Origin of the sequence: Bacillus cereus group sp. BfR-BA-01522 (genome assembly GCF_022662635.1) — a bacterium.
GTDB classification, from domain to species: Bacteria; Bacillota; Bacilli; order Bacillales; family Bacillaceae_G; genus Bacillus_A; species Bacillus_A cytotoxicus.
On record NZ_JAKUDY010000016.1, the window covers coordinates 49,138 to 63,675 of the forward strand.

Below are 14,538 nucleotides of genomic sequence, written 5' to 3' on the forward strand. Positions count from 1 at the left end.
TATCATGAAAAAACCTGTTAGGAATTTCCTGACAGGTTTTTTGTATGTTAAAAGGGATATATAGTTCGACCAGTAATAATTTTATACATGCTACAAAATTGATTCTGTATATATTGTAGTGAATTGGATGATAATGAATCTTTATCAATTACTGTATGAAAGGAACGAAGCAGACAGTTTAACGCAAAATATAATTCTTCCTTGGTACAATCTTTTTCTTTTGTTGATATAGCAAGAATAAGTTCGTTTGTTAATTTTGAAAAATCAATAGGGGCTTGTCTTACATTCATGCTATCCTCTCCGATCATATTTTTTTATCATATATATGAAGAAGTGGAGAAATTATGTCTATTGTAAGAGTTTTATTAATATAATTTCATTTACCGAATTGAAAGAACTTGCATTTTAACAGTTAATATTGGTAAGATTGGATATAATGACGGAGTACATTACATAAAGAGAGTTGAAATATATGGAAGAAAAGCAACGTGAGAAAGTTGTTGTCATCATCGGTCCGACAGCTGTAGGAAAGACGAAGCTTAGCATTGAACTTGCAAAAGCGTTGAATGGTGAAATTGTTAGTGGAGACTCTATGCAAATTTATCGTACGATGGATATTGGGACTGCTAAAGTAACAGCTGATGAAATGGAAGGGATTCCGCATTATATGATTGATATTAAGGATCCAGAAGATTCGTTTTCTGTAGCGGAATTTCAAGAGCTTGTTCGCGGACATATTCGAGAAATTACAAAACGTGGGAAATTGCCGATTATTGTTGGTGGAACGGGTCTTTATATCCAATCTGTTCTATATGATTATCAATTTACAGATGAAGCAGGAGATACTGCATATAGAGAACGAATGGAAAAATTAGCTGAAGAACAAGGGGTAGAATTTGTACATAAAAAATTAGAAGAAGTAGATCCAGAAAGTGCAAAGCGTATTCATGCTAACAATGTAAGGCGTGTGATTCGAGCGCTAGAAATTTTCCAGACAACCGGGAAAAAAATGAGTGAGCAACTTGAAAAACAAAAAAATGAATTATTATATGATGTTGTCTTAATTGGCTTGACAATGGATCGTACAATGCTATATGATCGCATCAACTTACGTGTTGATCTTATGATGGAACAAGGGTTAGAGCAAGAAGTGAAACGCTTATATCAAAATGGTGTACGAGATTGTCAATCTATTCAAGCAATTGGTTATAAAGAGTTATATCGTTATTTTGCAGGAGCTACCTCGTTAGAAGAGGCGATATCGCAATTGAAAACAAATTCACGTCGATATGCGAAACGTCAATTAACTTGGTTTCGTAATAAAATGGATGTAGCATGGTTTGATGTTACAGATGGTGAAAAAACAGCAGAAATTTTGCGATATATAGAAGGAAAGCTCCAACTAAAGTCGAATAATAATTGAGTAGAGAAAAAGAGGAGGATTCGACATGAAGCAATCAATCAATATTCAAGATCAATTTTTAAATCAACTACGTAAAGAAAATACGTTTGTGACGCTGTACTTATTAAATGGTTTCCAGCTTCGTGGATTAATTAAAGGGTTTGATAACTTTACAGTTTTATTGGAAACAGAAGGTAAGCAACAGCTTATTTATAAACACGCTATTTCTACATTTATGCCTCAAAAGAATGTTGCAATTGAATTAGAATAGCAAATAAATGTACATAACAAAAAAGAGCGAGAATCTCGCTCTTTTTTTATTTATCTTGCACTTTCATGGAAATAACAAGAAACATGATTTAGGTTAAGCGATTCTAAATATAGTAAGTCGGATGTTAGTATCGCCTGTAGCAGGAATTGAGATTTCACCTAGAGTGGATTGAACAGTAATATTTGTGCCGGCTGTCAATGTTTCAATTGTTGTGAAAGAAAGAGAAGAACCAATTACATTACCAGAGAAATTATCACTTGGTACAGCTCCGTTTTGCGAAATACCTACTCCGAATGGTGCGCAAGCAGGTGCAGTGATAGAAATTGAAAAACTGATAACATAAACGCCATCTTCAAGAATAGTAAGTGTGTCAGTCCCATTGAAATTAATATTTCTAAGGTTAGAACTTGTGCTAAAGACGAAATTTTCCCCTAAATCTACAGTTTGAGAGTTAGAATTTTGTAGAACGGCTGTTGCGACTGGAAAGCTAGCTCCTGTTGCCCCAGTAGGCCCTTGAGGTCCAGTAGCGCCTGTAGGTCCTTGGATACCTTGAGGCCCTTGAGGTCCAGTAGCGCCTGTAGGTCCTTGGATGCCCTGAGGCCCTTGAGGTCCAGTAGCGCCTGTAGGTCCTTGGATACCTTGAGGCCCTTGAGGTCCAGTGGCCCCTGTAGGTCCTTGGATGCCTTGAGGCCCTTGAGGTCCGGTAGCGCCGGTAGGTCCTTGGATACCTTGAGGTCCTTGAGGTCCAGTAGCGCCTGTAGGTCCTTGAACGCCTTGAGGTCCAGTAGCGCCTGTAGGTCCTTGAACGCCCTGAGGCCCTTGAGGTCCGGTAGCACCTGTAGGTCCTTGGATGCCCTGAGGCCCTTGAGGTCCGGTAGCACCTGTAGGTCCTTGGATGCCCTGAGGCCCTTGAGGTCCAGTGGCCCCTGTAGGTCCTTGGATGCCTTGAGGCCCTTGAGGTCCAGTGGCCCCTGTAGGTCCTTGGATGCCTTGAGGCCCTTGAGGTCCAGTGGCCCCTGTAGGTCCTTGGATGCCTTGAGGCCCTTGAGGTCCTTGAGGTCCAGTAGCGCCGGTAGGTCCTTGAACGCCTTGAGGCCCTTGAGGTCCAGTGGCCCCTGTAGGTCCTTGAACGCCTTGAGGCCCTTGAGGTCCGGTAGCGCCGGTAGGTCCAGTAGCGCCCGTAGGCCCAATTGTTCCAAATGGTGCAAATTCAATGAGTATAAGTTGTAATTCTTCAATTTGATCAATGATGCATTCAAGTATACAATCATCTAATCGGAATAATTTAGTGATGTATAGTAAATAGTTGACCAAGTTTTGAAGTTCAATAAATACGGCGCCTGGAACAAATGTAGGATTTTCTAATATGGTTATTAAATTTTTTATAATCGCAAGTCCGATTGCTTTTTGAGAAGAAGAAGTCTCTAAACATTTAATAAACTTTTTTAATAAGCATAATGTATCTATAAAATCTTCAATGGTCGATGGAGAAGGATTAAGGAATAGGTTAGGGATGGTTTTTGTTAAATGGGAGATAATTGCTCGGAATGTTCGAAGTTGGGATTTAGAAATCGGGATGGAGCTTAAGATTGGGATGCGTCCAGAATTATTAGGAAAACACGGTTTAGGTAGTTTATCATGACTATCAAAATAAGACATTCTTTTTTCTCCTTTCTTTTGGGATACGAACGAATTCATAATAGTAAATGCAAACAGGAAACAATCGGGACTAGTGAAAGTGGCTTGTTTCCGGAAAAATGAAGAAAATGCCTATTTTTAGGCATTTTCTGTTTGTGTTGCATAGAGATAATATCTTTTTAAGGAAATTTTCGATTTAAAGCCGACTAATTTTATGATTTCTTGTTCAGGTATTTGTTGTTTAATTAATCGTAAAATAAATGTATTTCGAAAATGTTGGCTGGAAATACCTTTACGTAAGTTAGCTCTTTTTACTTCAAGGCGAATCATTTTCTGAATTGCAATTTCAGTCAGTGCCTTCGGTGCATCATTTTCATATACCCAGCGATATGTACCACGGTTAAAATCAAATGCAATGAAAAAGGGATCATCGCTATGATAATTAGGTCGAACTGGTTCAGGGATATTTTTATAATAAGTGTATAGCTGTTTCTTATCGTCGGTAGTTAAGATTATAGTTCTTTCGACCCCAGAAACTGCAGGGACAGAAATCGAGTTTGTTTCAAAATGAATATGATGCATATTTAGTGATACAAGTTCTTGTAAAGATAAGCCATAATCAATGAGTAAAATTAAAATAGAAATATTACGATCTATTAGTAATGGACGAACGGATTGCTGTTTTTCTGATAATCCCTCTAGTGAAGTAACAATACGTTTTAAACGTTGTTCTTCTTCGGGTGAAATAAAATCTTCATCCCGTAATGCTCGATTCGGTTGAATGACGATTTCCATATTTTTTAATGGATTTGGTAGGTTTAAAAATTGATACAATCTGTTCAACACGATAAATACGCGGTGCATTGTTTTTTCGGAGTAGTGTCGCTTCATTTTTAAATCATAAAAATAATCTTCATAGTCTTTTGTACAAAGTGTGGACCATATATTACTAGAGGGAAGCCTTTTATTTTTTTTTAGCCAATGTCCGAAATCTTCAATATCATAAACGTACCTTTTAATGGTTGAAGGCTTTCTACCTTTACTTAATAAAAAAGTAGAAAAGGCTTGCACTGTATCATGGAGCTCTGTTGTTTCCATAGTTCCACCACCCTAGTTATTTCTTATATTATAGCAAACTTTTCTGAAAATAGCCGTTTATAAGGTGAATATATGAATAGTATTATTGGATAAGTAGATAAAAAGAGGTGAGTACATGGAACAATCAATGCGAAAGAAAAATAATAATCAAATTAATATTGTGTTAAATCACCGAAAAAAATTTTCAGTACCTGCTTCGGAAAATAAGGCGCTTCTTTCTAATGAAACAGCTACAAAACATGAGATGCTACAGAAGATTGAAGAGGAGATGGGAAAGCTTGTTGGAATGGAAGAAATCAAAAAAATTATAAAAGAAATCTATGCTTGGATTTATGTAAATAAAAAGAGGCAAGAAGCAGGACTGAAATCAGAAAAACAAGTACTACACATGTTGTTTAAAGGGAATCCTGGCACAGGAAAAACAACCGTTGCAAGATTGATTGGGAAATTGCTATTTGAGATGAATGTTTTGTCGAAGGGCCATCTAGTTGAGGCAGAACGTGCTGATCTTGTTGGTGAATATATCGGACATACCGCACAAAAAACGAGAGATTTAATAAAAAAAGCGATGGGTGGCATTTTGTTTATTGATGAGGCATATTCGTTAGCGCGTGGTGGAGAAAAGGATTTTGGGAAAGAAGCAATCGATACACTTGTAAAGCACATGGAAGATAAGCAACATGGTTTTGTGTTAATTTTAGCTGGATATTCAAGGGAAATGAACCATTTTCTTTCTCTGAATCCAGGTCTACAATCGCGTTTCCCTTTTATCATTGAGTTTGCTGATTATACAGTAAATCAATTGTTGGAAATTGGGAAAAGAATGTATGATGAGCGAGAGTATCAGTTGTCGAAAGAGGCGGAGTGGAAGTTCCGCGATCATTTACATGCTGTAAAATATTCATCCCAAATTACATCTTTTAGCAATGGGCGATATGTTCGGAATATTGTGGAGAAATCCATTCGGACACAGGCGATGCGTTTATTGCAAGAAGATGCGTATGATAAACGTGATTTGATTGGGATAACGAGTAGTGATTTAACACTTGAAGAGGAAACGCACAGTCTCTAAACTGTGCGTTTATTTTTTATTTCGTATTTTTTGTTTTTGCGCGGTATTCTAATTTGCTTTTCGGACTTTGATCTGCTGCATCTGATGCAAGTCCTTGTGGATTAACACTATTACTTTGCCCGCGATTTCGTTTGTTATTTCCCTTAGCCATTAAAAAACCTCCTATTTTTCTTTTGCTTTTCGTTGATAGGCATTATGATAACGCTCCATCTTCAAACTTTTTTCATGCGCAGAATTAGGGTCGTGTTCAATTTGATTAACAGAGCTTTTTTGAGCTCCTTTGTTTACGTGATTGGTCATTAGATTCACCTCTCTTTAAAATTTAGTATGAGCACTCTAAAGAGAAAAAAGCAATGGAAAAGAAAAAACCTCTTTACGTTACGTAGTAAAGAGGTATGATTGCTATTTATGAAGGGAACGCTCCTTATTTTCCAATCGTCTATGTGGTAAGTGCCATTTATAATGAATGGAAATCATACGGAAGCAAACAATGAAAATAAACAATGTATATAGAGCCCAGTCACTTACGATTATTTTGGCGCCGATTAAAAAACCTGCTAAAATCGTCCAAAAAGCATAGACCTCTGCACGAAGGACGAGAGGCTTACGACGTGCTAGTAAATCTCGAATGATACCACCGCCAATTCCTGTTAAAACAGCTGCAACAATTGTAGCACTAATAGGTAAATGAAGCTTTTGTGCATAAAGTGCACCTTGTACTGCAAATGCAGATAAGCCGATAGAGTCTGTTATATTTTCCCACCTTTTCCAATGTTTAATTAATTTATTAGGAAATAAAAAAATAATTGTCATTGACAATAGCGCGATTTGAAAAAGCATATCTTGTTGCCAAAACGCGCCGATTGGATAGCCGATGAGTAAATTGCGGAGGGCACCTCCCCCAAATGCAGTTGCCATTCCTAAAATATATACCCCAAAAATATCATAATCTTCTTCCATTGCAACAATTGCTCCGCTAAGTGCAAAAGCGATTGTACCAATGATACTAAAAATCTCCCATGCCATGAATTTTCTCCCCCGCTAACTAGATGAAATGTGCTTCCTCTGCTATTATATTAGAAGGCTTAAAATTCGAAAAGGATGAGTGAATATATTTGATGGAAGAAAAAGAAAAAGTCATATTAGTTGGTTGTCAGTTACCACAAGATGATGATGAACGGTTTATGTATTCAATGACAGAACTTGCTTCACTTGCAAAGACGGCGCGTGCAGAAGTTCTTCTTTCCACAACACAAAAGCGCCCGAAATTTCATCCAGCCACTTATATTGGAAAAGGAAAATTAGACGAACTTGTCACGCTTTCAGAGGAATTAGAACCGGATGTTATTATATTTAATAATGAATTAACACCTAGTCAAATTCGTAATATATCTTCTGTTTTAGATGCGAGAGTCATTGATCGAACGCAACTCATATTAGATATTTTTGCTCAGCGTGCAAAATCAAGAGAAGGGAAGTTGCAAGTTGAGCTGGCTCAGCTACAATATATGATGCCGCGTCTTATGGGACAAGGATTAGTGTTATCACGGCTTGGAGGTGGAATTGGTACGCGAGGCCCAGGTGAAACGAAACTGGAAACAGATCGAAGACATATTCGGTCTCGTATTGATGAAATTAAGAAGCAGTTAGCAGTCGTTGTAGAGCATCGAAAAAGATATCGCGAACGACGAAAAAATAATCAAACATTCCAAGTAGCATTAATTGGTTATACGAATGCCGGAAAGTCTACGTTATTTAATAGATTAACGGAAGCAGATACATTCGAAGAAAATTTACTGTTTGCAACGTTAGATCCAACGACAAGAAAAATGCAATTACCTTGTAGTTATACGGTATTGCTTACTGATACAGTTGGATTTATTCAAGATTTACCGACTTCATTAGTTGCCGCGTTTCGTTCGACTTTGGAAGAGGCCGGCGAAGCTGATGTGATTTTACATGTTGTTGATGCTGCAGATCCGAATTATGCAGGGCATGAACAAACAGTAAAACAATTATTAACGGAACTTGGGATTGATCATATTCCGGTTATTACAGTGTATAACAAGAAAGACAAATTACATCAAAATTTTATTCCATTTCCGAAAAGCGATTTTCTTATGACAAGTGCATTTCAAGAAAATGACTTATTCAATTTAAAACAGGCAGTGGAAAAGAAAATGATTGAAGAGATGGAACCGTATAAAGTTAAGATTCCTCCAAGTGAGGGGAGGTTGTTGGCGCTTTTAAAAACGGATACGGTATTAACGAGTATGGTATTTAAAGAAACTGAATTGTTATACGAGTGTACAGGGTATATATTTACTCATTCTGCACTCAACGAATCACTGCAAAGATTTTTAGTGGGAAAAGGAGAATAGAAGCATCATGTTTGATCGTTTGAAAAATGGAGAAAAACTTGCCCCAATTGTAAAAGAAATAGAAAGTCAAATTCAAGACATACATAAACGTGTGGATGAAGTAATTGAAAGCAATCAATTTCGTGTATTAGAAAGTTTTCGTAAACATAAAATTAGTGATTCACACTTTATCCCGACAACAGGGTATGGTTATGATGATATTGGGCGAGATACGTTAGAAAAAGTGTATGCAGATGTATTTGGAGCGGAAGCTGGACTTGTTCGTCCGCAAATTATTTCCGGTACGCACGCAATTTCGACAGCTTTATTTGGTATATTACGCCCAGGTGATGAATTATTATATATTACAGGAAAGCCATATGATACGTTAGAAGAGATTGTTGGTGTACGTGGTAAAGGTGTTGGTTCTTTTAAAGAATATAACATTGGATATAATGCAGTTCCATTAACAAGTGAAGGGCGCGTTGATTTTAAAGCAGTGGAAGCTGCGATTCATGAAAAAACAAAAATGATTGGTATTCAGCGTTCAAAAGGATATGCAACTCGTCCATCATTTACAATTGCAGAAGTGAAAGAAATGATTTCATTTGTAAAGGAAATCAAACCAGATGTTGTTGTATTTGTAGACAACTGTTACGGTGAATTTATTGAAGAGCAAGAGCCATGTCATGTTGGCGCGGACTTAATGGCTGGCTCTCTTATTAAAAATCCAGGCGGCGGTATTGTAAAAACAGGTGGCTATATTGTCGGAAAAGAAGAATATGTAGAAGCTTGCGCTTATCGCCTGACATCTCCAGGTATTGGAGCGGAAGCAGGTGCGTCTTTATATAGTTTGCAAGAGATGTATCAAGGCTTCTTCTTAGCGCCGCACGTTGCTGGTCAAGCGCTAAAGGGAGCGATTTTTACCGCGGCCTTTTTACAAAGGTTAGGGATGAATACATCGCCAACTTGGGATGCTCCGAGAACGGATTTAATTCAATCTGTTCAATTTGATGATAAAGAGCGTATGATCGCGTTTTGTCAAGCGATTCAATATGCATCCCCTATTAATTCGCACTTTACACCGTATCCGAATTATATGCCTGGTTATGAAGATGATGTGATTATGGCTGCGGGTACGTTTATTCAAGGTGCGAGTATTGAGTTATCGGCAGATGGTCCGATTCGTCCGCCATATGTTGCTTATGTGCAAGGTGGTTTAACATATTCTCATGTTAAGATTGCGATTTGTTCTGCAATTGATGCGCTAATTGAAAAAAACTTATTAACGATTTCTTGAGGGGAAGCTGTCGATTTTTTCGGCAGCTTTTTTAGTTTGTTTTTCGATTTTAAAAAAGAATAAAAAATTTACAAAAAAATCATGTAAGAAAAGCTAACATGTATTGACATCAAACATAACATAATATAAAATGAGAAACAGTTAAGGCGAAGGAGGAACTGAAACAATGAAAGAAGATAGACGTTCTGCCCCGCTGTTTCCTATTGGAATTGTAATGGATTTAACACAACTATCTGCTCGTCAAATTCGCTACTATGAAGAACACAATTTGATTTCTCCAACCCGTACAAAGGGAAATCGTAGATTGTTTTCATTTAACGATGTAGATAAGTTGTTGGAAATTAAAGACTTGTTAGATCAAGGGCTAAACATGGCTGGTGTTAAACAAGTATTACAAATGAAAGAAAATCAAACAGAAGCAGTGAAAACAAAAGAAGAAACAAAAGAAATTTCAAAAGCTGAGCTTCGTAGAATTCTTCGAGATGAATTGCAACATACTGGTCGATTCAATCGAACTTCATTACGACAAGGTGATATTTCGAGGTTTTTTCACTAAGGGTTACTGATTCTGAAGGTGATTAGAGGGATTAAGGAGGAATTTATAATGGCAAAGTATACGAAAGAAGATATTTTTCGTTTAGCGAAAGAAGAGAATGTAAAATACATCCGCTTGCAGTTTACAGATCTTTTAGGAACAATTAAAAACGTAGAAATTCCAGTAAGCCAATTAACAAAAGCATTAGATAACAAAATGATGTTTGATGGATCTTCAATCGAAGGATTCGTACGTATTGAGGAGTCCGATATGTATTTATATCCAGATTTAGATACTTGGGTAATCTTCCCTTGGACTGCTGAAAAAGGGAAAGTCGCTCGTTTAATTTGTGATATCTATAATGCTGATGGAACTCCGTTTGAAGGGGACCCGCGTAATAACTTAAAACGTGTCCTAAAAGAAATGGAAGCGTTAGGTTTTACAGACTTTAATCTTGGACCAGAGCCAGAATTCTTCCTATTTAAAGTTGATGAAAAAGGGAATCCAACATTAGAACTGAATGATAATGGTGGATACTTCGACCTTGCGCCGATGGATTTAGGGGAAAACTGTCGTCGTGATATCGTTCTTGAACTTGAAGAAATGGGATTTGAAATTGAAGCATCTCACCATGAAGTTGCGCCAGGACAACACGAAATTGATTTTAAATATGCAAGCGCAATCCGTTCATGTGATGACATTCAAACATTTAAACTTGTTGTAAAAACAATTGCTCGTAAACACGGTTTACACGCGACCTTTATGCCAAAACCACTATTTGGAGTAAATGGTTCTGGTATGCACTGCAACTTATCCTTATTTAAAAATGGAGAAAACGTATTTTACGATCAAAACGGTGACTTACAATTAAGTGATGATGCACGTCATTTTATTGCAGGTATTTTAAAACATGCGCCAGCATTTACAGCGGTAGCAAATCCAACGGTAAACTCTTACAAACGTTTAGTACCTGGATATGAAGCACCTTGTTACGTAGCATGGTCTGCACAAAACCGTAGCCCATTAGTGCGTATTCCGGCATCTCGTGGTATAAGTACACGTGTTGAAGTGCGTAGTGTTGACCCAGCTGCAAATCCATATCTAGTAATGGCAACATTATTAGCAGCAGGCCTTGACGGAATTAAAAACAAATTAACTCCGCCAGCTGCAGTAGACCGCAACATCTATGTAATGACAAAAGAAGAGCGTGAAGAAGCAGGTATCGTTGACTTACCAGCAACATTAGCGCAAGCATTACTTACACTACAATCTAACGAAGTGATATGTAAAGCGTTAGGTGAACACTTACTCGAACACTTCATCGAAGCGAAAGAGATTGAATGGGATATGTTCCGCACGCAAGTCCATCAATGGGAACGCGATCAGTATATGTCTCTTTACTAATATTTAAAAAATAAAAAACGCGGTTTCTGTACAATAAGGAACCGCGTTTTTTATTGATTTGCAACCATTGACTATCTGAAGATGCTTTTCCGAGAGTTTTTACTGCTTCTTCTTGTACTCCAGGTAAAATATGCGAGTACTTATTTAAAGTAATGAAAACAGCTTTATGACCTAAACGTTCCGATACAATTTTAGGATGTACACCTTGTTTCAATAATAAGGTAGCATGCGTATGACGTAGATCATGAAAACGAATCATTTTTAATCCAGACTTCTCAATATATGTTTTAAAGTTTACATGGAATTGTGAACGAAATACTAAATTGCCTAATTGAGAGCAGACAACAAAATCTAAATTGCGATAAGCTTGTCCGGCTTTTAATTTTTCTTGGTTTATACGCAATTTATGTTTTTGTAGTGCTTCTATAGTTCCATTGTCAATTGGAATTAGACGTTTAGAGTTTTTGGCTTTTTGTATCTAAAATTAATTTACAGTCGTGAGATAATGATTGATTGAAATCGTCTTGTTTTTGAAATCAATATCTTGCCAGCGAAGACCTAAGATTTTTCCCATACGCATGCCTGTAGTGATTGCTAATACATAAGCAATGTGATATCGTGATTTTTGAGATACGTTTATAAAGTGCTTCACCTCTTCCTCATCCCACACTTGGAATGAGATTTTTTCTTTTCTTGGACTTTCTACCATTCTTGCAGGGGTAAATGGAATCAGTTTAAATTTTATGGCTTGATTTAAGGCTGTACTTAGAACTGTATGAACTAAATGAATCGTATTTGCAGCCATAACTTCACTTAATTTGCTATAGAATCGTTGAATGTGCATAGCGTTCGATTTTTTGAGCTTTATTTCACCTGAATGAGGAATTAAGTGATTTTTTATAATTCCTTTATACTCATCATAGGTACTTTTCTTTACATTAATTTTTTTAGCTTCAATCCATTCATTTAAAAAGGTTTTTACTGTAACTTTAGATGGTTGAATGAAAGTCCCCTCATTCGATTCAGTAATTTTTTTCGCAACATCTGCTTGAGCTTCTTTTTTCGTTTTATATCCCGAAAATCATTTCTATCTTCTTTTACCTGTCTCCGGATCTGGCCTGATATCGACAACAATGCACCATTTTGTTCCTCTTTTTTGAATATGTCCTTTCACTTTAAACACTCCTTCATTATGATTTGAATCTTGTGTAAGTCAGTTGTAATTTTTTCGCTATAAAACTACATTTTGGACATATCAGCGATGAGTTTATAACAAAGGCGTTATTTTATAGCAATGTGAAAAGAGCACACAGAAAATGTGTACTCATAACAATATAAATTATTTTAAGGACTATGATATATCATCAAGGGCTTTATAAATATAACTATACATGTGGTAAAAGAGATACTTTGGATTGTATTTTTGTTTCCAGTTCATAATAATCACCTTTCATACAAATAGTTTAATTATATTATACAGTTGTTAATTTGAATGTTAAGAAAACTAGATGTAAATTAAGGTGAATTTAAACAAAATTCTTATTTTATTAAGAAACAAGGAATGGTAGATAAATGAATACATGAATGCTTGGATGTTAGTGGTGTAAAAGCAAAAGAACCCTTTATAAAAAGGATTCTTTTGGCAGTTAACTTAACAATCATAATCATAATCATGGTCGTGTCTATGGCAATATTCATTGCAATGTGTGTTTTATATCCAAAGAACGAATAAGGGGAAAGAGGGGATTTAAATACGTTTTTAGGTTTTTTAGGAAAAATAAAAAGGGTAGCCATTATTTACGACTTAATCCTTTGTCTATGATCTGACGAATTGCTTCGTTTCGGTTCTTCAACTTATTTTCATGCCAATAATTTTCTATTTGTTCTACTTGTTCTTTTGTAAAAGTAACTAAAATTTGAGTGTACTTGTCTTTATTAACAGCCATATTACAACCGCCTCTATAAAAATAATTATAAGTTATATAACTTTATTGAGGGGGTTATTACATGGAACGGAAAGTTAAAAAGATGATAGCTGATCTTCAATTTATTATGAATCATGGTCAAATCAGTGTGGATTTTATGGATTTAGGCTATAAAAGAATGCTTTTTAGTGCATTAGAAGCTATAGGAAAAAAGTTTAATGTGCGTACTAATGAGCATAATGAAACAACCTTGTTTATTCATGGACCCAATGCATAATGGTTGTAGGATGAACGGAAACTCCTCATTCTTTCAGGATCTCAGAAACATCACGATAGCTTAAAAGGAAACGACAATAGTAGCCGACAGCTACTAAAATAATATCTTTTTTAAATTGTTTTCCTTTAAAACATCCCATGACTTATTCTCCTCATCTTATTTTTCCTACAGTTTAGCTCCACTCGAAAAATTTTGCAACAGAACCTTCAATTATGTATTTTTCAGCATTAGTTAAAAACAGAGCCCATGAATGATATTTATCTATTTTTTGATGGCTAGTGTATACTTAATCTAAATGATATTATTAATTATTTGGAGGAAAAGGAATGCCACAACTAATGAAACCATATGGAATAGGAGTCACTTTATACTCTTTTCTTAATCGTACAGACACTCGATCACCATATTATATTATTGCAAAGTTTATTTTAAAGAACATGGACAATATCAAGAATATTTCTATAAAAGGTTTATCCGAGAAAACAAATGTTTCAACAGCTACTATCAGTAGATTTTGTAAAGAAATAGGATTAAATACCTTTGCTGAATTACGAGAAATGATCAATGATAGTGATAGTGCAACAGAACCTAATTATGATTTTTCCTCTATTAATACAGAGGGGCCGGTTTTACATCGATATATTGATTCTGTTATTCAAAATATCAATAATTTCAAACAGTTTATTGATATGTCAATATTGGAAAAGTTGGTACAAGACATACATAAATATGAAAACGTTGTAACCTTTGGGGCAATGCATATGGAAACGGTCGCTTTATTGTTACAAAATAACTTTTTTAGATGTAAAAAAATCATCGATACTAGGCTTGATCCGAGAAAACAAGTTGAGTTTATCCAAGAATGTGGAGAGGATTCATTGATTATCATTTTTTCTATTTCAGGAAATTATGTCCGAGAATACTTGTCGAACATAATCCCATCAATTGAAAAAAAACGTCCTAAAATATATGTTGTTACAATCAATTCAGAGGTAAAAAAATTAAACTATGTAGATGAAGTTATTTTATTGCCCGATGATTCCAATAATTTTTCTTCTCATCCAATTGATTCAATTTTACTTGTAAATATTATTACATTGATTTATCACGAGTATTACGTAGAGTAAACTCCTTCTAGGGGTCTCGCCACACATCCATCAACTTAAGATATATTTTTATATAAAATGCGGTCTTTCCATATAGTTTTTATTATCTTTTATAGATTTTATAAAAGTAGGCATATCAAATAAACCCTG

The 14,538-nt window shown here is 35.8% G+C and carries 16 protein-coding genes and 2 pseudogenes; 9 read left to right on the forward strand and 9 right to left on the reverse strand.

Annotation, left to right across the window (positions count from 1 at the left end):
- Positions 1–47 precede the first annotated feature (47 nt).
- A complete protein-coding gene (locus tag MR059_RS18335) occupies positions 48–290 on the reverse strand; it encodes a hypothetical protein (protein ID WP_012094827.1) in 243 nt (80 codons plus the stop codon).
- A 182-nt stretch (positions 291–472) separates the two neighbouring features.
- Between MR059_RS18335 and miaA the strand changes: the two genes are divergently transcribed.
- Together miaA and hfq are read left to right on the forward strand one after the other, a co-directional pair.
- Positions 473–1,423: a tRNA (adenosine(37)-N6)-dimethylallyltransferase MiaA gene (gene miaA / locus MR059_RS18340; protein ID WP_012094826.1), complete on the forward strand. Its 951-nt coding sequence runs from the start codon at positions 473–475 to the stop codon at positions 1,421–1,423.
- Between the two features lie 25 nt (positions 1,424–1,448).
- Entirely contained in the window at positions 1,449–1,673 is a 225-nt protein-coding gene (gene hfq / locus MR059_RS18345; RefSeq protein ID WP_012094825.1) for an RNA chaperone Hfq, read from the forward strand.
- A gap of 93 nt (positions 1,674–1,766) precedes the next feature.
- On the opposite strand, the gene MR059_RS18350 is transcribed toward hfq, so the two are convergent.
- Positions 1,767–3,332, reverse strand: a complete 1,566-nt coding sequence (locus MR059_RS18350) for a Gly-Xaa-Xaa repeat protein (protein ID WP_242161935.1) — start codon at positions 3,330–3,332, stop codon at positions 1,767–1,769.
- Positions 3,333–3,449: 117 nt separating this feature from the next.
- Positions 3,450–4,409: a tyrosine-type recombinase/integrase gene (locus tag MR059_RS18355; protein WP_012094823.1), complete on the reverse strand. Its 960-nt coding sequence runs from the start codon at positions 4,407–4,409 to the stop codon at positions 3,450–3,452.
- Positions 4,410–4,524: 115 nt separating this feature from the next.
- Between MR059_RS18355 and spoVK the strand changes: the two genes are divergently transcribed.
- Complete coding sequence (gene spoVK / locus MR059_RS18360; protein WP_012094822.1) at positions 4,525–5,481, forward strand: stage V sporulation protein K; 957 nt, start codon at positions 4,525–4,527, stop codon at positions 5,479–5,481.
- A 16-nt stretch (positions 5,482–5,497) separates the two neighbouring features.
- On the opposite strand, the gene MR059_RS21875 is transcribed toward spoVK, so the two are convergent.
- The 3 genes from MR059_RS21875 to MR059_RS18370 all read right to left on the reverse strand — a co-directional run bounded on the left by MR059_RS21875 (position 5,498) and on the right by MR059_RS18370 (position 6,507).
- Positions 5,498–5,632: a hypothetical protein gene (locus MR059_RS21875; protein ID WP_255815853.1), complete on the reverse strand. Its 135-nt coding sequence runs from the start codon at positions 5,630–5,632 to the stop codon at positions 5,498–5,500.
- 11 nt (positions 5,633–5,643) lie between these two features.
- On the reverse strand, positions 5,644–5,781 hold the full coding sequence (locus MR059_RS18365; protein WP_012094821.1) for a hypothetical protein: 138 nt from the start codon (positions 5,779–5,781) through the stop codon (positions 5,644–5,646).
- 102 nt (positions 5,782–5,883) lie between these two features.
- The gene (locus MR059_RS18370) at positions 5,884–6,507 is read right to left on the reverse strand and encodes a trimeric intracellular cation channel family protein (RefSeq protein ID WP_012094820.1); all 624 of its coding nucleotides are present in this window, start codon (positions 6,505–6,507) and stop codon (positions 5,884–5,886) included.
- A 92-nt stretch (positions 6,508–6,599) separates the two neighbouring features.
- Here MR059_RS18370 and hflX point away from each other — a divergent pair, with 92 nt between their 5' ends.
- The 4 genes from hflX to glnA all read left to right on the forward strand — a co-directional run bounded on the left by hflX (position 6,600) and on the right by glnA (position 11,080).
- Positions 6,600–7,862 (forward strand): GTPase HflX, encoded by a 1,263-nt coding sequence (gene hflX, locus MR059_RS18375; RefSeq protein WP_242161934.1) that lies wholly within the window; start codon positions 6,600–6,602, stop codon positions 7,860–7,862.
- A 7-nt stretch (positions 7,863–7,869) separates the two neighbouring features.
- The gene (locus tag MR059_RS18380; protein WP_012094818.1) at positions 7,870–9,141 is read left to right on the forward strand and encodes a methionine gamma-lyase family protein; all 1,272 of its coding nucleotides are present in this window, start codon (positions 7,870–7,872) and stop codon (positions 9,139–9,141) included.
- Between the two features lie 166 nt (positions 9,142–9,307).
- Positions 9,308–9,697 carry a transcriptional repressor GlnR gene (gene glnR, locus MR059_RS18385; protein ID WP_012094817.1) on the forward strand — a complete coding sequence of 130 codons (390 nt, stop codon included), beginning with the start codon at positions 9,308–9,310 and terminating at the stop codon, positions 9,695–9,697.
- A 48-nt stretch (positions 9,698–9,745) separates the two neighbouring features.
- On the forward strand, positions 9,746–11,080 hold the full coding sequence (glnA, locus tag MR059_RS18390) for a type I glutamate--ammonia ligase (protein ID WP_012094816.1): 1,335 nt from the start codon (positions 9,746–9,748) through the stop codon (positions 11,078–11,080).
- On the opposite strand, the pseudogene MR059_RS18395 reads toward glnA, so the two are convergent.
- Positions 10,995–12,110 (reverse strand): annotated as a pseudogene (locus tag MR059_RS18395) (tyrosine-type recombinase/integrase). The gene glnA and the pseudogene MR059_RS18395 sit on opposite strands and share 86 nt — an antisense overlap.
- Before the next feature lie 763 nt (positions 12,111–12,873).
- The gene (locus tag MR059_RS18400; protein WP_016090832.1) at positions 12,874–13,026 is read right to left on the reverse strand and encodes a ribbon-helix-helix domain-containing protein; all 153 of its coding nucleotides are present in this window, start codon (positions 13,024–13,026) and stop codon (positions 12,874–12,876) included.
- A 61-nt stretch (positions 13,027–13,087) separates the two neighbouring features.
- Between MR059_RS18400 and MR059_RS18405 the strand changes: the two genes are divergently transcribed.
- On the forward strand, positions 13,088–13,282 hold the full coding sequence (locus MR059_RS18405) for a hypothetical protein (protein WP_210351739.1): 195 nt from the start codon (positions 13,088–13,090) through the stop codon (positions 13,280–13,282).
- Positions 13,283–13,310: 28 nt separating this feature from the next.
- Here the strand turns inward: MR059_RS18405 and MR059_RS18410 are convergent.
- Positions 13,311–13,421 (reverse strand): annotated as a pseudogene (locus MR059_RS18410) (IS6 family transposase); the annotation flags it as partial.
- A gap of 187 nt (positions 13,422–13,608) precedes the next feature.
- Here MR059_RS18410 and MR059_RS18415 point away from each other — a divergent pair.
- Complete coding sequence (locus MR059_RS18415; RefSeq protein ID WP_210351738.1) at positions 13,609–14,409, forward strand: MurR/RpiR family transcriptional regulator; 801 nt, start codon at positions 13,609–13,611, stop codon at positions 14,407–14,409.
- Positions 14,410–14,538 lie beyond the last annotated feature (129 nt).